The sequence below is a fragment of the Actinomycetospora chibensis genome (assembly GCF_028737215.1).
Taxonomy (GTDB): Bacteria; Actinomycetota; Actinomycetes; order Mycobacteriales; family Pseudonocardiaceae; genus Actinomycetospora; species Actinomycetospora chibensis.
Genome location: NZ_JAQZAM010000022.1, coordinates 59,680 through 77,441, shown reverse-complemented (window position 1 = coordinate 77,441; position 17,762 = coordinate 59,680). Strand labels below are relative to the sequence as shown.

Here is a 17,762-nt window from a genome sequence, read left to right as displayed (position 1 = left end):
TCGCCGCGGTCTGCTCCGCGCGGGCAGCATCGAGCGCCTCCCGCTCGACCAGCCCGACACCACCTTCGCTCATGTGTTCGACTCTAGAACCCACCCCCGACAACCACGCCCCGATCGGCGAGAACCACCGACCACGAGATCCGCGACGTGGAGGGGGTCAGACGGGGAACGACAGGTGCTGGTGGATCATCGACCAACCCTCGCTCGTCCGGCGGAAGACCCGTGTGCCCCGGGAGAGCACCGGCTCGGCGTCCGGGCCCGGCGTGATGTGGTCGATCCCCCAGGAGACCGCGATATCGCCGCCGGCGACGACCCGGAGGTCCGGGATCTCCCAGCGCACCGGGTCCGGCGTGGCCTCGAGCCCGGCCCGGCAGACCTCGCGGACGTCGTCGATGCCGACGTACTCCAGCGGACCCTCGTGCTCGTAGGAGACGATGTCGTCGGCGATCGGCGCGACGAGCGCGTCGAGGTCGCCGGCGGCGGTGTCCTCCGCCCACTTCCGGTGCACGTCACGGACAGCCTGCTGGTCGTCCTCCACGATGTGGCTCTCGTCGGGGAACGAGTGGTGCTCGTGCGCCACCACCCAGCGGCCCTCCTCGCGGCGCAGACCGAGGGTGAGCCGCAGCCGGATGTCCGGGCGGGCGGCGACGGCCTCGGGGGTGTCGCAGCGCAGCAGGGCGTGGGCGAACGCGACGTCGGCGCCGGCCGTGACGTCCAGCTCGAGGATGTCGAAGCACCCGCCGGAGGCCTGGAACGCGAAGAACGGGGGCCACGCCGCGGTGTAGTCGGCGAGACCGCGAATCCCGTCCTGGGGCGGGGGCACATCGAACATGACGATGTCCTCGGCGTGGTCGGCGACGACCGTGTCGAGGTCGCCGACGTGCACGGCGTGGGCCCAGCGCTCGATCAGCTCGCGGATCTCGCGCTCGGCGTCGTCGTCGGCCATGGGGCTGTCCTCCCGGGTTCGGATGGCGTCCTCACCCGGTGGAACTCCCGCGGCCACGCCGGCTCATCGGTCGGACCGGGATTCAGGACGCCAGGAACGCCGCCGGGGGCAGCGCGGCGGGGTCGGCGGTGGCCCAGCGGCCCGGGTCGGGGCCGAGCGAGGCGAGCAGACGGATCTGGTCGGCGCACCACGGCGAGATCCCCGACCAGCGCTCGGCGAGGACCTCGTCGCGGAACGACGCCCACGGCACGGTGCGGATCTCGTCGACCTCGCCGGGGTCCGGCTCGCGCGGCACGTCGTGGGTGCGGGCGACGAAGACAGGGCACATCTCGTTCTCGCGCACACCGCCCTGCTCGGCGTCGTACCGGAAGGCGGGCAGGACGAGGCGCAGGCCGTCGAGGTCGATCCCGAGCTCCTGGCGCCCGCGCCGGCGGACGGCTTCGTCCATCGGCTCGTCCGGCGCGGGGTGGCCGCAGAACGAGTTGGTCCACACGCCGGGGAAGGTCCTCTTGCTGCGGGCGCGCCGGGTCAGCAGCAGGTCGCCGCGCCCGTCGAAGACGTAGCAGGAGAACGCCAGGTGCAACGGCGTGGCCTCGTGATGGACCTCGGCCTTCGCCGCCGTCCCCATCGCCGCCCCGGACTCGTCGAGAAGCACGACCCGTTCGATGATCCCCATAACGGACACAGCTTCCCTTGCGCCCCGTGCGGCGGCACCTCGAAGCGCCGACGTCTCACGCGACCGCGAGGCAGGGAGTGCGGAACCGGAGCTCGTCGCCGCTGGTCACGCGCTCGGCGGGAGCGCGGAGGGGCGAAACGTGGTATCCAGGAGAGATCGGTGGCCCCGGGCTCGTCCCTCGAGCCCGGGGCCACCTCTCGTCGCTGCCGCTGGCGCCACCACAACACCGCGCAGCGATGAGGCAAGCCTAACCTCATCCCTGGCGGGCGCGCCACCCCTGTCTCACCAGGGCCCGTGTGGCCCGGGCCTCCCGCCGTGCCCGGGACCCCCGGGTCCGCGCCCGTGCCAGCGCCCGTGTCGCGCGCCGAGCACCAGGAACAGCAGAGGGAGCACCAGCAGGCCGCCGGCCGAGCCCGTGGCCGCCGCGCCCACGAGGAGCGCCGGGAGCACCAGCACGAGCAGCATCACCAGCGCGACACCGAGGGCCGGACCGGCCGGGGCGGGACGGCGGTCCCGGACCTGCTCGGGCACGGGGGACGGTGTCGCCGGGGCCGGGGGCGGAGGTGCGATGTGAGGGTGGGGCAACGGCGGGTGCGGCGCCGGGAGGTCGAGGAACAGGGGTTCCAGGTCGGACCGGTGGACGGCGACGGCCGCGCGGGCGGACCGTTCGCCGAACTCGTCGATGTCGAGGCGCCCCGCCTCGAGGTGCGTGCCCAGGGCCTGCAGGGCGGCCGCGCGCTCGGCATCGCTCACCCGCAGGTCCGGCGGCCCGCTCCGGTCGGGCAGGCGTGACCGGTGCTCCTCCGGGTCGCCCTGCCCTCCGCGCTCGGCTGCTCCCTCGGTGTCCACGGCGCCTCCTCCTGCCGGGCGCGGCGGCCCCGTCCGCGTCACCCGGCACCACCATCGTGCGCTCCCGGACGCCGGATCGCCGTGAGAATCGTGCGCGGACTGAGGACAGGCTCAGTTTTCTGGAATCGTTCCAGTCTCCGTGAGACCCTGGGAGGATGAGCGAGACCGTGAGCAGCTCCGGGACCCCGGGCGAGGTCCACCCCGAACCGCACGGCGGTGAGCTCTCCCAGCGGCTCAACGCCCTGCGCGCCGGCGTGCTCGGCGCGAACGACGGGATCGTGTCGACCGCGGGCATCGTCGTCGGTGTCGCCGGCGCGACGGTCGAGCGCGCCCCCATCGTCCTCGCCGGGGTCGCGGGCCTCGTGGCGGGCGCCGTCTCGATGGCCCTCGGCGAGTACGTCTCGGTGTCCAGCCAGCGCGACTCCGAGCGCGCCCAGCTGGCGAAGGAGAAGCGCGAGCTACGGGAGACGCCCGACGAGGAGCTCGAGGAGCTCACCGAGATCTACGAGGCCAAGGGCCTCTCGCGGGCGACCGCACGGCAGGTGGCCGTCGAGCTCACCGAGCACGACGCGCTCTCCGCCCACGTCGACGCCGAGCTCCACCTCGACCCCGATGAGCTGACCAGCCCGTGGCGGGCTGCGGGCGCCTCGGCGGTGGCGTTCACGCTCGGCGCGCTGCTGCCGCTGATCGCGGTGATCGCGACCCCGGCGACGTGGCGGGTCCCCGTCACCGTCGCAGTGGTGCTCGTCGCGCTCGGGCTCGCGGGCTGGGCCGGTGCCCGGCTCGGCGGCGCGACCCCGAGGCGGGCGGTGCTGCGGGTGATGATCGGCGGCGCCCTGGGCCTCGCCGCGACCTACGGCATCGGCTACCTGGTGGGCGGCGTGGTCGGCTGAGACCTCGCCGGGGCGTCCCCGGCGGCCCGCAGGTAGCGCGCCGCGACGACGCGCAGCTCGTCGGCGAGGGCGTCGGGCGACTCGACGGTGAACTCGGCACCGAGCCCGAGCAGGATGATGCTCGCGGCGCGGGCGTCGTCGGTGGAGAGCGACACCCGGCAAGCCTGCGGCCCGTCCGGCTCGATACGCACCTGGTCGGTCCAGATCGTCGCCCGCACCTGCTCGGCCGACGCCTCGACGCGCACGACGCAACGGAACGGCCGGACGTCGGCGACGCGGTCGGAGACGAACGCCGCCGGGTCGCCGCCCGGGATCTCGCGCGGGGCGAAGCGCGGCCCGGTCGGGAGCCCGTCCGGGGCCAGCCGCGGCGTGAGGCGGTCGACGCGCAGGGTGCGCCAGTCCTCGCGGTCGCGGTCCCAGGCCACGAGGTACCAGCGCCGCCCCCAGGCGACGAGGTGGATCGGCTCGATGCGCCGGCGGGTCGCGGCCCCGTCGCGGGCGGTGTAGTCGATCTCGAGGACGCGCCGGTCGCGGCACGCCCCGCCCACGACGGCGAGCACCGAGGGATCGACGGTCGGCGCCACGCGCGGCGCCACGATCGCCACCGGCATCGCCGAGACCCGGTGCCGCAGGCGCGCAGGCAGGATGCGCTCGAGCTTGACCAGCGCGGCCAGCGCCGTCTCCCCCGTGCCCGCCACCCCCGACCCGGCCGCGGTCCGCAGGGTCACCGCGACCGCGACCGCCTCGTCGTCGTCGAGCAGCAGCGGCGGCAGCGCGGCCCCGGACCCGAGGCGGTAGCCGCCACCGGGGCCGAAGCCGACCTCGACCGGGTAGTCGAGCCCGCGGAGCTTGTCGACGTCCCGGCGCACCGTGCGGGTGGTGATGCCCAGCCGCTCGGCGAGCTCCGGGCCGGTCCACTCCGGGCGGGCCTGCAGCAGCGAGAGCAGGCGCAGCAGGCGGGCGGAGGTCTCGAGCACGCGCTCAGTGTGCCCCGCGAGGCGGACGGGAACGGTCCGCTATCGCCGGAACCCCTCGCGCGCGCCGTCCAGGCTCTCGAGCACCGCGGGCCCGTCGGACCACGTGGTGACCAGCGAGAACCCGTCGGCGGCCCGGGCGGCGGCGTACTCCGCGCGGGTCGCGTGCACGGCCGCACGCGTGCCCGCGGCGGCGCAGGCGTCGAGGACGCGTCGGAACGCGTCGTGGATCGCGGGCTCCTCGCGGTTCTGAGCCGGGCCGAGCCCGAGGGCGACGCCGAGGTCACCGGGGCCGACGAACAGCCCGTCCAGGCCGGACACCGCGGCGATCTCCCCCGCCCGCTCCAGGGCGTCGGCCGTCTCGATCATCGCGAACACGAGGACGGAGGCTGCGGAGCCCACGGGGTCGGCGCCGGGACGCAGCGCGGTGCGCACGGGCCCGAACGAGCGCCGCCCGGCCGGCGGGTAGCGGCACGCGGCGACGAGCTCGGTGGCCGTCGCGACGTCGGACACCATCGGGGCGATCACGCCGCGGACCCCGAGGTCGAGCACGAACCCCACCGACGCCTCGTCGACGGCGGGCAGACGCACCAGCGGGGCGAGCCCGTGGGCGTCGATCGCGCGGACCGCGGCGGCGGTCGACGCGCGGTCGAACAGGCCGTGCTGGAGATCGAGGGTCACGGCGTCGAGGACGTCGTGACCCGCGGCGTACGCGGCCACGACCTCGACGAGGTGGGCGTCCGGGACGGTGAGCCAGCCGTTGCGTGCCGCGCGGCCCGCGGACCAGGCCGCATGCACCGTGTCGAGGGTGTCCGTCACCCGTCCACCCTTCCCGTCACCGCCGAGCCGAGACCTCGCTCACCTTCTCACGACTACTCCGTTCGAGGGCGGCGGACGGGTATTCCGTGCCCGTACGATCAGCGGTGATGGCCGCTCCCTCCCGTGCCCCCTCCCGCACTTCCTCGCGAGCGGGGCGCACGACGCCGACCCCCCGGTTCACGTTCGCGCGCGACACCGCGTACCGGATCACCGTGCGGGGCGAGGACGGCGAGCGGCAGGACCACTTTCTCGACGCCTACCAGGGCTGGCTCGTCGGCCCCGACGGCATCCGCCACCGGTTCGGGGCGCACCCGCGCACCCGCACCGAGCTGCGCGACGACACCATCCGGACCGTCGTCGGCCCCTGAGACGCCGCACGGCCCGGCTCCTGCGGGCACGCCGACCGGACCCGGTGGGCGGGCGCATGCGGGGTACGCCCGTCCACCGGGTCCGGTCGACCCGTCGCCGTTCGTCGATCTGCTGCCCAGCCACTTCCTGCCCGGCCTGACCTCCTGCCGCCTCCGACCCGGCGGGACGTCGTCGGGTTTCTCCCCCGGCAGCCGCCTCAGGAGACGAGGCCGCAGCGGAAGCCCTGCGCGACCGCCTGGGCCCGGTCGGCCGCCGAGAGCTTGCGGAACAGCCGGCGGGCGTGGGTCTTCACCGTGTCCTCGGACAGGTAGAGCTCGCGGCCGATCTGGCCGTTGCTCTTGCCCTGGCTCATGCCGCGCAGGACCTGCATCTCGCGCTCGGTGAGGTTGACACCCGGGCCGGGCTGGGCACCGCGCTGCATCGGCATGGCACCGGCCTCGGCGCCGACCGACGAGTGGGCGAGCGCGGCGACCAGCTCGGGCCGCGAGGCGTCCCAGCGCAGGTAGCCGCGGGCACCGCCGGCGATCGCGGCGGCGATGCTGCCGCCGTCGTCCGGGGCGCCGAAGACCATGACGTTGGCCTGGGGATGGGCGGCCATGAGGCGACGGGTCGCCTCGGCGCCCGAGGCCACGGCGCGCTGCGTCCCCACGAAGACGACGTCCGCGCTCTGGCGGGCGTAGCGGGTGAGCAGCTCGTCGGCGGTGGACACACAGTCGATGCGCTGGACGCCGGGGACCGCGGACATGACGCGCGTCAGTCCCTCGCGGACACTGCGCCGGTCGTCGCAGATCAGAACCGTCCTCATACAGACTCCGTCCGAGATGGGGAGACCGCCCGTGCTGGGCGCTGTCCCCCTCATCGGCCGTCCCACCCGTCCGCTTGACCCCCGAATGACAAAGGCGTGGTTATGAACCCCCGATGGAGTGGCGCATGAACGCCCGCCGCGTGCTGGTCGTCAACGGCCCCAACCTCAACCTCCTGGGCCGCCGGGAACCCGAGGTCTACGGCACCGAGACCCTCTCTGACCTGGAGGAGCGCTGTCGGCGCACCGCCACCGAGCTCGGGCTGGAGGTCGACGCGCGCCAGAGCAACCACGAGGGCGTGCTCGTCGACACCGTCCAGGAGGCCATGACCGGCCACGGCGGAGTGATCATCAATCCGGGCGGCTACACCCACACGTCCGTGGCCCTGCGCGACGCGCTGGCCGCACTGCCGGTCCCGGTGGTCGAGGTGCACCTGTCGAACGTGCACGCCCGCGAGGCGTTCCGGTCGCACTCCTACGTGTCGCCGGTGGCCGCGGCCGTGATCGCCGGAGCCGGGGTGACCGGATACGACCTCGCGCTGCGCTTCCTCGCCGAGCGGCTCGTGCGCCCGGCCTGACGAGTCAGAGGTGGGCCCGGGTCGCCAGCGCGGCCAGCTCGCCCGCGAGGGCCTCGGGGAACTGCAGGGGCAGGAAGTGGCTGCCCGGCAGACGCACGAGCCGGGCGTCGGGCAGGGCGGCCGCGAGGGCCCCCATGTCCGCCGGCGGGGCGAGGGTGTCGAGATCGCCGGACACGACCGTGACGGGCACACGGACCGAGGCCAGGTCGTCCGGCGTCGGGTGCTCGGCGGCGGCGAGCACGAGCCGCGAGAACCACGTCCAGTCGTGGCGGGCGAACTCCCGCGCCACCTCGGCCAGGGTGATCATCGGCGCGGCGGAGCCCGTGGGGTCGAGGTGCGCCGGGTCCACACCGGCACGCCCGAGGGCCTCGCGGCCCGCGTCCATGCTCCGGGGCAGCAGGTTGATCAGCCCCGCCGCCGGCGGCCCGACCACCCGCAGCAGCCACCCCCCGATCTGCGCCGCCCGGCGGTGCACCCCCTCGGGCACCTGGGCCGGCAGGGGCGCGAGCTGGGGCAGCACCCGGAACGCCCCGGTCGCCGCACCACCGAGGACGAGCAGGCCCGCGACGCGGTCGGGCGCGCGCCGGGCGGCCTCGATCGCGACCGCGACGCCCATCGACCAGCCGACGACGAGGGCACGGGGCATCCCGGCCGCGTCCATGACCGTGAACAGGTCGTCGACGTGGTCGTGGACGGCGATGCGCGTCTCGTCGTCCGGGCGCGACGAGCCGCCGAGACCGCGGTGGTGCCAGCTCGTCGCGTGGTAGCCGCAGTCCGCGCCGTGCAGGAACGGCCACGCCGTCGGGCTCGCCCCGAGGCCGTTGGACACGACCACGGGCACGCCCTGCGCGCCGTTGTCCCAGCGGCGCAGGAGCGTCCCGTCCCTGGCGAGCAGGTCCTCCCGGTACTCCGGGTCCTCAGGGGGCGTCACGGCGGGTCAGGAAGCCGCGGCGGCGGCGCGCTTCGCGATCTCCTCCTCCGAGAGGTAGTCGCGCGTCTCCTCGAAGGACGAGGTCTCGCTCTTGCGCCCCGTGAGGAAGCCGATTCGGATGAAGTCGTCGCCCCCGAAGAAGTGCAGGATCCAGTTGGCCACGACCCGGGCCCGCGTGCGCATGAGCGGCAGCGCGTAGAGGTGATAACCCCGGGTCACGACCTGGGCGAGCATGCCCGTGAGGCGCAGCTTGAGCGGGTGGGCCACCGCCTGGGTGCCGCCCAGGTCGACGACGAGCCCCAGGTCGTGGTGCTTGTACTCCCGCAGCGACTCGCCGCGCAGCGAGGCAACGACGTTGTCCGCGGCGACGACCGCCTGGCGCGTCGCGTGCTGGGCGGTGGGCGGGCAGAGCGCGGAACCGGGGTCGTCGGCGGTCAGGTCGGGCACGGCGGCCGCGTCGCCGAGCACGAACACGTCGTCGTACCCGTCGAGACGCAGATCGGTGCCGCACTTGACCCGGCCGCGCACGAGCTCGACGCCGAGCTGCTTCACCAGCGGGCTCGCGGTGACCCCGGCCGTCCACACGAGCGTCTTCGTCGGCAGGGTGTCCCCGTCGGTGAGCGTGACACTGTCGGCGGTGACCTCCTCGACGCCGGTCTCGAGCCGCACGCCGATGCCGCGACGGCGCAGCAGGTCGAGGGCCTCCTCGCCGAGGCGCTGCCCGAGCTCGGGCATGAGCCGTGGCGCGATGTCGACGAGGGTCCACTTGACCAGCGTCGGGTCGAGGCGCGGGAAGCGCTTCAGCGCCGCGTCGGTGAGCAGCTCCATGCACGCAGCCGTCTCGGTGCCCGCGTAGCCGCCACCCACGACGACGAAGTGGCAGCGCGCGGCGCGCTCCTCGGGATCGGTCGACGCGTTCGCGAGCTCGAGCTGCGAGAGCACGTGGTCGCGCAGGTAGGCGGCCTCGCCGAGGTTCTTCATCCCCAGCCCGTACTCCTCGAGCCCTGGGATGTCGAACTGCCGGGTGACGCTGCCCGCGGCGATCACCAGCCGGTCGTACGGCAGGTCGACGACGTCCTCGCTGATCTTCTTGACCACGGCGACCTTGCGCTCGAGGTCGAGCCCGATCACCTGGCCCGGCAGGCGCTGGGAACGGTGGATGGCCCGGGGCAGCGGCACGGTGACCGACTGCGCGGTGATCACGCCCGCGGCCACCTGCGGCAGCAGGGGCAGGTAGAGCATGTAGTCGTGGGGATTGACCACCACGATCTCGACCTCGCCGCGTGCCAGCTCGCCCTTGAGCTCACGTTCGAGGCGCTGGACGCACTTCAAGCCGGCGAACCCCGCGCCGACCACCACGATGCGCTGCGCGCTCATGCGAACGTCCTCCCATCAGTCCCCGAGGGCATTGTCCGCCCGCAAGTGTCGTTCGTGATGATTTCCCCTGGTACCGCGCCCGGACACCTTCCCGGACCGAGCGACCGCACACCCATGACGGCACTCACAACCCCCGACGGTGGGACGGGCGAGCGCGCGCGTGGAGGACATGGTGTCCTCCTCGCGACACCGACCCTGCCCGATCCTCCTCCCCCGCCCGATTCCCCCGGTGGAGGCCCGATCCTCCCCGGAGGCCGCGTTGCCGACGACCGTGCTGTTCACCGGCTTCCCCGGGTTCCTCGGCAGCGCCCTGCTGCCGCGCACGCTGCGCCGCTCCCCCGACGCGCAGGCCGTGGCCCTGGTGCAGGAGCGCTGGCTCGACCAGGCGCGGCGGACGCTCGAGCGTCTCGAGGCCACCGAGCCGGCCCTGGCCGGGCGCACCCGTCTCGTCGTCGGTGACATCACCCGGCCGGGGCTCGGGCTCGACGACGACGAGGCCGCGTCCCTGCGCAGCGGGCCCCTGGAGATCTTCCACCTCGCCGCGGTGTACGACCTGTCCGTCGCCCCCGAGCTCGCCTGGTCGGTGAACGTCGAGGGCACCCGGAACGTCGTCGACCTCGCGCGGGGCGCCGACGAGCTCGTGCGGCTGCAGTACGTCAGCACCTGCTACGTCTCCGGCCGCTACCCGGGCCTCTTCTTCGAGGACGACCTGGAGCTGGGCCAGCGCTTCTCCAACCACTACGAGCACACCAAGCACGAGGCCGAGCGGATCGTCGCCAAGGCGCGCGACGCGGGCATGCCGGTGACGATCTACCGGCCCTCGGTGGTCGTCGGCGACAGCCGCACCGGCGAGACCCAGAAGTACGACGGGCCGTACTACGCGCTGCAGCTCATCGCCCGCCAGGGCCGCGTGGCCGTGATGCCGCTGCCCGGCGACCCCTCGCGCGTCCACTTCAACCTCGTGCCCAGCGACTTCGTCGTCGACGCGATCGCCGCGCTCGCGCCGCACCCGGGGGCGCTCAACCGCACCGTCGCCCTCGCCGCCCCGCACCCGCCGACCGTGCTCGGCCTGTGCGAGGCCTTCGCCGCGCACACCGACAAGAAGCTGCGCGTGGTACCGGTGCCGACGACGCTGTCGCGCTTCTCGATCGACCACCTCCCGGGGGTCGGGCGACTGTTCAAGCTGCCCTCGTCGACGCTGGACTACCTGACCCACCCCACCGACTACGACGTCACCGCGACCACCGCGCTGCTCGCCGAGGTCGGCGTGCGCTGCCCGACCTTCGCCGAGCACGTCGGTGCGATGGTGGCCTACCACCGCGAGCACCCGGACGTCGGCAGTGCCGCCATGGTCTGAGGGCTGCGATGGCCCGACGGGCGGGGTCCTAGACTCGCGGCGATGGTCGGGCACCCGGCGCGCTCCGCTCTGCGCATCGCGCTCATCGACTCGGGCTGCGGTCTGCTGCCCACCGCGGGCTGGCTGCGCCACCTGCGCCCGGACCTCGCCCTCGACCTCTACCTCGACCCCGAGGGCATGCCGTGGGGCTCGAAGCCGTCGCCGTGGATCGTCGACCGCGTCGTCGGCACCGGGCGCCTCGCCGTCGAGCGCGGCGCGGATGCCGTCGTCGTGCCCTGCAACACCGCGTCGGTGACGGCGGTGGTGCCGCTGCGCGCCGCCCTGGAGCCCGACCGCCCGGTGGTGGCCACCGTCCCCGCGGTGAAGCCGGCCGGGGCCACCAGCGCGCCCTTCGCGGTGTGGGCCACCGAGCGCACCACGGTCAGCGACTACCAGCGCGACCTGCTCGAGCGCTTCGCCGCGCCCGGCCAGGCCGACCCGGTCGCCTGCCCCGGTCTCGCGACGGCCGTCGAGCACGCCGACGCCGCGGCGGTGCGCGAGGCCGTCGCCCTCGCCGCCTCCCGCACGCCGGAGCGCTGCCGCTCGGTGGTGCTCGGCTGCACGCACTACCCGCTGGTGGTCGAGGACATCCTCGCCGCGCTGCCGCCCGGCACCGCGCTGCACGACAGCTCGCGCGCCGTCGCCGGGCAGGCGCTGCGGCGCCTCGGCGTGCCCGAGGACCCGTCGCGCGAGCCCGGTGAGGTCCGGGTGCACCTCGGCGGCGACGAGGGGCCGCTGCCTGCGGCCGCGCTCGCCTACCCGGTCGGCAGGGGCCTCGCCCGTGGTGGGCGGATCGGCCGCGACGAGCTGCCCGTCACCGACGAGTCGTCGCAGCAGACCCGCCCGGAGACCGCCGCGCGGGTCTGACCGCGTCCGGTCGTCGTAGTCTTCCGCCGTGATCCCCGTCGAGAACATCCGCGACTGGCGCGGGCGCCCCGTCGTCGACCCGGTCGAGGCGAAGATCGGCGACCTCGAGGCCGTGTACGTCGACACCCTCGGCGACGAGCCGGTGTTCGCGACCATCAAGGTGTCGTCGCTGTTCGGGAAGACCAAGCTCGTGTTCGTGCCGCTCGGCGGCGCCGTCGTCACCCCGGCCCATCTCAAGGTCGCGTTCGGCCGGGAGCTGGTGCGCGAGGCGCCGTCCATCGACCCCGACGGCGAGCTGCACGCCTCCGACGAGCCGGGCGTCTTCAGCCACTACGGGCTGGAGTACCGCACCGGGTCGCTGGGCGAGCGGCGGCTGGCGCGGCGGTAGTCAGCGCTGGTCCAGCGCTCGTTCACCGCACCCCGTCCGCGGCGGCCGCGGCCTCCCGCCGGACGCGGTCGACGTAGGCCTGAGAGCGGTTGTAGGCGAGGACGGCGGCGCGCCAGTCGTCGCCGCGGCGCAGGTCGCGGTCGTCCTCGCAGAGGTAGCGGGCGGCGGCCACGGCGGCGTCGTCGAGGTCGTCGGGGTCGCTCACCCCGTCGCCGTCGCCGTCGGCCCCGTACAGCGCCCAGGTCGACGGGATGAACTGCAGCGGCCCCACGGCGCGGTCGTAGGTGGTGTCGCCGTCGAGGCGCCCGCCGTCGGTGTCGCGGATCTCGCGGTTCCCGCCGGTGCCGTCGAGCTCGGGCCCGCGCACCGGGTCGCCCGGGCGCCCCTGGCCGTCGAGCGCGGTGCCGCCGAAGCGCCCGTGGTTCGACTCGACGCCCCCCAGCCCGGCGAGCGTCACCCACGACACCCCGCAGTCGGCGAGCTCCTCGTGGACGGCGACCTCGGCCCTGGCGTAGGCGACGAGCGCCCGCGCCGGCACCCCCGTCGCGGGCTCGGCCGCGGCCGCCCAGGTGCGGCGGGCGGCGTCGTCGGCCGGGGCGGGCGCGGCGGCGGGCTGGGCGTAGCCCGGTACGGCGTCGGGGCCTCGACGGACCGCGACCACCACGCCGGCCAGCCCGGCCCCGACGAGCAGGACGAGGACCACCGCGGCGGCGAGCAGCATCTCGAGCTGCCGCGCCTCCACCGGGTCGCTGCGGTGCGGACTGCTCACGGGTCCGGACGCTACGGCGACCGGAGTGGTCACCCGGTCAGGCGGGTCGTCCGGCGCAGGGGTCACCTCCGACCGGAGCAACCGCCCACCGGTACCGCCGGGAGTGTCGCCGCTGCGACACGCGCCTCACCCGCTCGTCCCCGTCTCTCGGACGCCGGTCACCGACAGACCCCGATCGGTGGTCCGTTGGAGTGGGCGTGAGCGGCGGCTCATCGTGCAGGCTGTCGCCGCTCGCCCATGGAGGAGAGGGCCACGAGGACGCACGGTCGCGGGAGGTAGCGCTGTGGACATCGACGTCCGGTTGCGCATGTTCACGTGGTTCGCCGACGTCTCCGGGGCCGTCGCGGTCAGCCGTATGGGGCCCGAGGACATCTCACGCGCCCGGGCCCGGCGCATGAGCCACAACGTCGTCACGTCACGGGTCTTCGGGCCGATGCCGCGCGGGGTGTTCGTCACCGACCGTGTCGCCGACACCGATGCCGGTCCGATCCCGGTGCGCCTCTACCGCCCGCACACCGCCCGCGCGCTGCCCCTCGTCGTCAACTTCCACGGCGGCGGGGGCACCCTGGGCAACCTCGACCAGTCCGACTGGCTGTGCGCCCACGTCGCCTCGCGGGTCGGCGCCCTCGTGGTGTCGGTCGACTACCGCCTGGCGCCCGAGTTCCGCTACCCCGCGGGACGGGAGGACGGGTACGCCGCTGTGACGTGGGTGGCCCGCCACGCAGCCGCGCTCGGCGCGCGGACCGACCGCCTCGCCGTCATGGGCGACAGCGCGGGCGGCAACCTCGCAGCCGTCGTGTGCCTGCTGGCGCGCGAGGCCGGACCGGTCATCGACGCGCAAGTTCTGCTCTACCCCGTGCTGGATCTGACGTTCACCCGGCCCTCGGTCGAGCGCTTCGCCACCGGACCGGTGCTCACGCGCGCCGACATGGAGGTCTTCCGCACCCACTACCTCGGCGAGGACGGCGACCCGACCGATCCGCTGTGCTCCCCGCTGTTCGCGCCGGACGTCGCCGACCTGCCGCCGGCGCTCGTCGTCACGGCCGCGGTCGACCCGCTGCACGACGACGGCGCCGACTACGTCACGCGCCTGGGCGCGGCCGGTGTGCCGGTGAAGCACACCGACCACGCCCGGGCGGTGCACGGCTTCCTGTCGTTCCCCGGCGTCTGCCGGGCGTCGGCCGCCGCCCTCGACGACGTCTGCGCGGAGCTCACGGGACGCCTGGCCTGACGGCCCGTGAGCCCGCGCAGCGGCTCACATGTGCAGGCCGCCGTTGACCGAGTAGACCTGCCCGGTGATGTACTCCGACTCCGGGTCGGCGAGGAACTCGACGACGCGGGCCACCTCGTCGGGCTGGCCGAGGCGGCGCAGCGGGATCCCGGAGACGATCTTCTCGATGGCCTTCTCCGGCACCGCTGCGACCATGTCGGTCTCGATGTAGCCCGGCGCGACGCAGTTGACGGTGACGCCCTTGCGCGCGCCCTCCTGCGCCATCGACATCGTCATGCCGAAGAGGCCCGACTTCGTCGCGGCGTAGTTGACCTGGCCCGCATTGCCCGCCTCGCCGATGACCGAGCTGATGTTGACGATGCGGCCGCTGCCGCGCTCGGCCATGTGCAGGTAGGCGATCTGCGCCATGTAGAAGGTGCCCGACAGGTTGACCTGGACCACGCGGTCCCAGTCGTCGACCTCCATCTTCGCGACCATCTTGTCGGCGGTGATGCCGGCGTTGTTCACGAGCACGTCGATCCGGCCGTGCGCCTGCATGACCTCGTCGATCACCCGCTCGCAGTCGCCGCGGCTGCCGATGTTGCCCTGGTGGATGGTGATCTGGTCCGGGAACTCCGCCTGGAGCTCCTCGGCGGAGCTCGAGTCGGACGAGTAGCCGACACCGACCTTCATCCCGCGCCGGGCGAGACGCGTGCTGATGGCACGCCCGATCCCGCGCGCGCCCCCGGTCACCAGGGCCACCTGTCCGGTCATGTCTCCCATGCGTGCTCCTTCGCTGTTCGGCACCGTCGTCGAGGGTGTCTGTACCCGGAGCGTGGTCCGTGCCACACGATCCGGGTGCCATCGAAGTCACAAACCCGTGTCCAGGGGAAGGGAACCGATCGGTTTACCCGTCGGTAGGGGCCCGTTGCGAAACATCCCAAGCAGCCGTACGTTCCGTGCAGCACCCAGAGCCGGGTGTGTCGAGCGCCCGGTCTCCGGGCGCGAGGAGGTGCGAGATGACGGCCACCATCGACGAGGCGGGCGCTCCGGGCGACCCGCTCGAGGCCCAGTCCGAGGCCCCCAGCCCCGACCCCGCCGCCTACCTGCGTGGCTACCACGCCACCGCGGCGGTCCGCGGGGTGACGGCGATGACCAAGGGCGCCGGCTACGTGCTCCAGCGGGCCCTGACCCAGTCGGTCACGCCGGGGCAGAACACGCAGGACGCCCGCCGCTGGTGGCGCCACGTGCTCACCCGCCGCCGGCCGCAGTGGCACAACGACCACGAGATCGTCTTCGAGACGCCGATCGCGCGGCTGCGCGACTTCTCGCAGGGCTCCACCGACGACGTCGTCCCGACGCTCGTGCTGCCGCCGCAGGCGGGGCACGACTCGTGCATCGTCGACTTCCAGCCCCGCCAGTCGCAGATGATGGTGATCCGCGAGGCGGGCCTGACCCGCGCATTCACCCTCGACTGGGTCGGCGCGACGCGGGAGACCTCCGGCACGACGATCTCCGACTACATCGCGGTGGTCGACCGCGCCGTCGAGCACTGCCGCGAGACCGTCGGCCGCGACTCGGTCAACCTCGTCGGCGACTGCCAGGGCGGGTGGCTCGCGACGATCTACGCCGCGATGCACCCGGACAAGGTCAACACGCTCACGCTGGCCGGGGCGCCGATCGACTTCCACGCCGGCGAGACGCCCATCGGGGCCTCGTCGCGGGTGATGACCCAGCGCTTCGGGCAGCTGCCCTACCGCGCCATGGTCGCCGCGGGCGGCGGCAACATGCCGGGCTCGTTCGTCCTCGGCGGGTTCATCGCGATCCGCCCCGACGCCGAGATCGCCAAGCACGTCGACCTGCTGCGCAACCTCGACGACCCGGCCGCCATCGCGCGCTACGAGTCGTTCGAGGACTGGTTCAAGCACACCCAGGACGTCCCCGGCGCCTTCTACCTGTGGCTGGTCGAGCACCTGTTCGCGGGCAACGAGCTGATCAACGGGACCCTCGAGGTCGACGGGCGACGCGTGGACATGCGCGCCATCTCGTGCCCGCTGTTCCTGCTGGGCGGCGCGACCGACCACATCACCCCGCCCGTGCAGGTCTTCGCGGCCGCGGACCACGTCTCGACCCCGGCGGACCAGGTCACGCGGCGCACCGCGCCGGGCGGCCACCTGGGCCTCTTCATGGGCAACCAGGCGCTGCGGTACGAGTGGCCGCCGCTCATGACCGCGGTCGCCGAGCACTCGCGGCGCACGGACTGAGCCTGCCCCCGACGACCTGGACCGATTCCGGGGATCGCGCGGTGATCCTTCACCCGCGACCCTGGGATCGGCCCGGTCGATGTGGGTACGTTCGGTGCACTCCGGCTCGCTCGCCGTGGTGTTCACGTCACGTCGTGATCACCCCGGTGGTCGGTCGTCTCCGGCCCACCGTCGGGCCACCCATCGACCAGGAGGATCTCCATGCCCGGTTCCGTCATCGTCTCCGGCAAGCGCACCCCGATCGGCAAGCTCTCCGGGGCCTTCGCCGGCATGACCGCCGGCGAGCTCGGCGCGGTGGCGATCAAGGGTGCCCTCGAGGCCGCCGGCATCTCCGGCGAGCAGGTCGAGTACGTGATCATGGGGCAGGTCATCCAGGCCGGCGCGGGCCAGAACCCCGCGCGCAAGGCGAGCACGGACGCCGGCATCCCGATGTCGACGCCGTCGTTCACCCTCAACAAGGTCTGCCTGTCCGGCCTCGACGCCATCGCGGTGGCCGACCAGATGATCCAGGCCGGTGACTACGACATCGTCGTCGCCGGCGGCATGGAGTCGATGACCGAGGCCCCGTACCTGCTGCCCAAGGCCCGGCGCGGCTACAAGTACGGCGCCGGCACGGTCCTCGACGCCACCGAGTCGGACGGCCTGACCGACGTCTACGACCACGAGTCGATGGGCGCGTCGACCGAGCGGTACGCGAGCTCGATCGGCCTCAAGCGGGAGGACATGGACGCGTTCTCCGCGGCGTCGCACCAGCGCGCCGCCGACGCGTCGAAGAACGGGCGCTTCGACGCCGAGATCGCGCCGGTGAGCATCCCGCAGCGCAAGGGCGACCCGGTGGTCGTCAACGAGGACGAGGGCGTCCGGGGCGACACGACCGCCGAGGGCCTGGGCAAGCTCAAGCCCGCGTTCGACAAGAACGGCGCCATCACCGCGGCCTCCTCCTCGCAGATCTCCGACGGCGCCGCGGCGTGCGTCGTGATGTCGGCGAAGAAGGCCGAGGAGCTCGGCCTCGAGGTGCTGGCGACGATCGGCCACCACGGCTGGGTCGCCGGGCCGGACAACTCGCTGCTCTCGCAGCCGTCGCGGGCCATCCAGAAGGCGCTGCAGCGCGAGGGCATCGAGGCGAGCGCACTGGAGATGCTCGAGATCAACGAGGCGTTCGCGGCCGTGGCGCTGCAGTCGACCACCGAGCTCGGCGTCGACCCCGAGCGGGTCAACCCCGACGGCGGCGCCATCGCCCTGGGCCACCCGGTCGGCGCGAGCGGCGCGCGCATCGCCATCCACATCGCCCACGAGCTCAAGCGCCGCGGCGGCGGCGTGGGCGCGGCCGGCCTGTGCGGCGGCGGCGGGCAGGGCTCGGCGCTGATCCTGCACGTCTGAGTTCACGGGCAGCTCGGTGTCAGCGGAGTGCCGTCGCTGACACCCAGTGTCCGTATTCTTCCGTCGATCACGACGACACGACGCGGGCGGTCACCTCGGTGGCCGCCCGCGTCGGCGTCCGGAGGGAACCGCAGGCGCCGTGCGTGCGTCGAACCTGGTACGGGGCCGCGTCCGGCGGGAGGAGCCGGGCGCGGTCCCGCCCGTCGATCCCCCCGCCGGGGAAGGCGCCGCGGGGAGTGACCATGCTCGGGTGCGCATGCCAAGGTGGTCGCCC

Annotated in this window: 19 protein-coding genes; 9 read left to right on the top strand and 10 right to left on the bottom strand. The window is 74.0% G+C overall.

The genetic code is table 11. From position 1 onward, the window contains the following. Positions 1-157 precede the first annotated feature (157 nt). The 3 genes from PH189_RS26070 to PH189_RS26060 form a co-directional block, all read right to left on the bottom strand. Positions 158-946, bottom strand: a complete 789-nt coding sequence (locus tag PH189_RS26070) for a YybH family protein (protein WP_274191768.1) — start codon at positions 944-946, stop codon at positions 158-160. Between the two features lie 82 nt (positions 947-1,028). Further along, positions 1,029-1,613, bottom strand: coding sequence for an isopentenyl-diphosphate Delta-isomerase (idi, locus tag PH189_RS26065; protein WP_337994196.1), 585 nt, complete (start codon positions 1,611-1,613; stop codon positions 1,029-1,031). A gap of 291 nt (positions 1,614-1,904) precedes the next feature. Then, the gene (locus tag PH189_RS26060) at positions 1,905-2,471 is read right to left on the bottom strand and encodes a DUF1707 SHOCT-like domain-containing protein (protein ID WP_274191766.1); all 567 of its coding nucleotides are present in this window, start codon (positions 2,469-2,471) and stop codon (positions 1,905-1,907) included. Between the two features lie 155 nt (positions 2,472-2,626). Here PH189_RS26060 and PH189_RS26055 point away from each other — a divergent pair, with 155 nt between their 5' ends. After that, complete coding sequence (locus PH189_RS26055) at positions 2,627-3,364, top strand: VIT1/CCC1 transporter family protein (RefSeq protein ID WP_274191765.1); 738 nt, start codon at positions 2,627-2,629, stop codon at positions 3,362-3,364. Here PH189_RS26055 and PH189_RS26050 read toward each other — a convergent pair. Together PH189_RS26050 and PH189_RS26045 are read right to left on the bottom strand one after the other, a co-directional pair. Then, the gene (locus PH189_RS26050) at positions 3,337-4,341 is read right to left on the bottom strand and encodes a helix-turn-helix transcriptional regulator (RefSeq protein WP_274191764.1); all 1,005 of its coding nucleotides are present in this window, start codon (positions 4,339-4,341) and stop codon (positions 3,337-3,339) included. The two genes, PH189_RS26055 and PH189_RS26050, sit on opposite strands and share 28 nt — an antisense overlap. A gap of 39 nt (positions 4,342-4,380) precedes the next feature. Then, entirely contained in the window at positions 4,381-5,157 is a 777-nt protein-coding gene (locus tag PH189_RS26045) for an HpcH/HpaI aldolase family protein (RefSeq protein ID WP_274191763.1), read from the bottom strand. Positions 5,158-5,264: 107 nt separating this feature from the next. Here PH189_RS26045 and PH189_RS26040 point away from each other — a divergent pair, with 107 nt between their 5' ends. After that, positions 5,265-5,525, top strand: coding sequence for a hypothetical protein (locus PH189_RS26040; RefSeq protein ID WP_274191762.1), 261 nt, complete (start codon positions 5,265-5,267; stop codon positions 5,523-5,525). Between the two features lie 197 nt (positions 5,526-5,722). Here the strand turns inward: PH189_RS26040 and PH189_RS26035 are convergent, their stop codons facing one another. After that, a complete protein-coding gene (locus PH189_RS26035; RefSeq protein WP_274191761.1) occupies positions 5,723-6,331 on the bottom strand; it encodes a response regulator transcription factor in 609 nt (202 codons plus the stop codon). 125 nt (positions 6,332-6,456) lie between these two features. On the opposite strand from PH189_RS26035, the gene aroQ reads away from it, so the two are divergent. Further along, the gene (gene aroQ / locus PH189_RS26030) at positions 6,457-6,906 is read left to right on the top strand and encodes a type II 3-dehydroquinate dehydratase (RefSeq protein WP_274191760.1); all 450 of its coding nucleotides are present in this window, start codon (positions 6,457-6,459) and stop codon (positions 6,904-6,906) included. A gap of 4 nt (positions 6,907-6,910) precedes the next feature. On the opposite strand, the gene PH189_RS26025 is transcribed toward aroQ, so the two are convergent. Together PH189_RS26025 and PH189_RS26020 are read right to left on the bottom strand one after the other, a co-directional pair. After that, a complete protein-coding gene (locus PH189_RS26025) occupies positions 6,911-7,837 on the bottom strand; it encodes an alpha/beta fold hydrolase (RefSeq protein WP_274191759.1) in 927 nt (308 codons plus the stop codon). 6 nt (positions 7,838-7,843) lie between these two features. After that, entirely contained in the window at positions 7,844-9,214 is a 1,371-nt protein-coding gene (locus tag PH189_RS26020; RefSeq protein ID WP_274191758.1) for an NAD(P)/FAD-dependent oxidoreductase, read from the bottom strand. A gap of 229 nt (positions 9,215-9,443) precedes the next feature. Between PH189_RS26020 and PH189_RS26015 the strand changes: the two genes are divergently transcribed. From PH189_RS26015 to PH189_RS26005, 3 genes are read left to right on the top strand one after another with little or no spacing between them, the layout of a single operon-like run. Then, entirely contained in the window at positions 9,444-10,571 is a 1,128-nt protein-coding gene (locus PH189_RS26015; protein ID WP_274191757.1) for an SDR family oxidoreductase, read from the top strand. A gap of 42 nt (positions 10,572-10,613) precedes the next feature. Then, complete coding sequence (locus PH189_RS26010; protein ID WP_274191756.1) at positions 10,614-11,477, top strand: glutamate racemase; 864 nt, start codon at positions 10,614-10,616, stop codon at positions 11,475-11,477. Positions 11,478-11,505: 28 nt separating this feature from the next. After that, positions 11,506-11,865, top strand: coding sequence for a PRC-barrel domain-containing protein (locus tag PH189_RS26005; protein ID WP_274191755.1), 360 nt, complete (start codon positions 11,506-11,508; stop codon positions 11,863-11,865). Positions 11,866-11,887: 22 nt separating this feature from the next. Here PH189_RS26005 and PH189_RS26000 read toward each other — a convergent pair whose 3' ends face one another. Next, entirely contained in the window at positions 11,888-12,634 is a 747-nt protein-coding gene (locus PH189_RS26000; protein WP_274191754.1) for a lytic murein transglycosylase, read from the bottom strand. 283 nt (positions 12,635-12,917) lie between these two features. Here PH189_RS26000 and PH189_RS25995 point away from each other — a divergent pair, with 283 nt between their 5' ends. Then, positions 12,918-13,865 (top strand): alpha/beta hydrolase, encoded by a 948-nt coding sequence (locus tag PH189_RS25995; RefSeq protein ID WP_274191753.1) that lies wholly within the window; start codon positions 12,918-12,920, stop codon positions 13,863-13,865. 24 nt (positions 13,866-13,889) lie between these two features. Here PH189_RS25995 and PH189_RS25990 read toward each other — a convergent pair whose 3' ends face one another. Then, entirely contained in the window at positions 13,890-14,618 is a 729-nt protein-coding gene (locus tag PH189_RS25990) for a beta-ketoacyl-ACP reductase (RefSeq protein ID WP_274191752.1), read from the bottom strand. Between the two features lie 245 nt (positions 14,619-14,863). On the opposite strand from PH189_RS25990, the gene PH189_RS25985 reads away from it, so the two are divergent. Both PH189_RS25985 and PH189_RS25980 read left to right on the top strand, forming a co-directional pair. Next, positions 14,864-16,108 carry an alpha/beta fold hydrolase gene (locus PH189_RS25985; RefSeq protein ID WP_274191751.1) on the top strand — a complete coding sequence of 415 codons (1,245 nt, stop codon included), beginning with the start codon at positions 14,864-14,866 and terminating at the stop codon, positions 16,106-16,108. Positions 16,109-16,309: 201 nt separating this feature from the next. Continuing rightward, complete coding sequence (locus tag PH189_RS25980; protein ID WP_274191750.1) at positions 16,310-17,488, top strand: acetyl-CoA C-acetyltransferase; 1,179 nt, start codon at positions 16,310-16,312, stop codon at positions 17,486-17,488. The last annotated feature ends 274 nt before the right edge of the window (positions 17,489-17,762 follow it).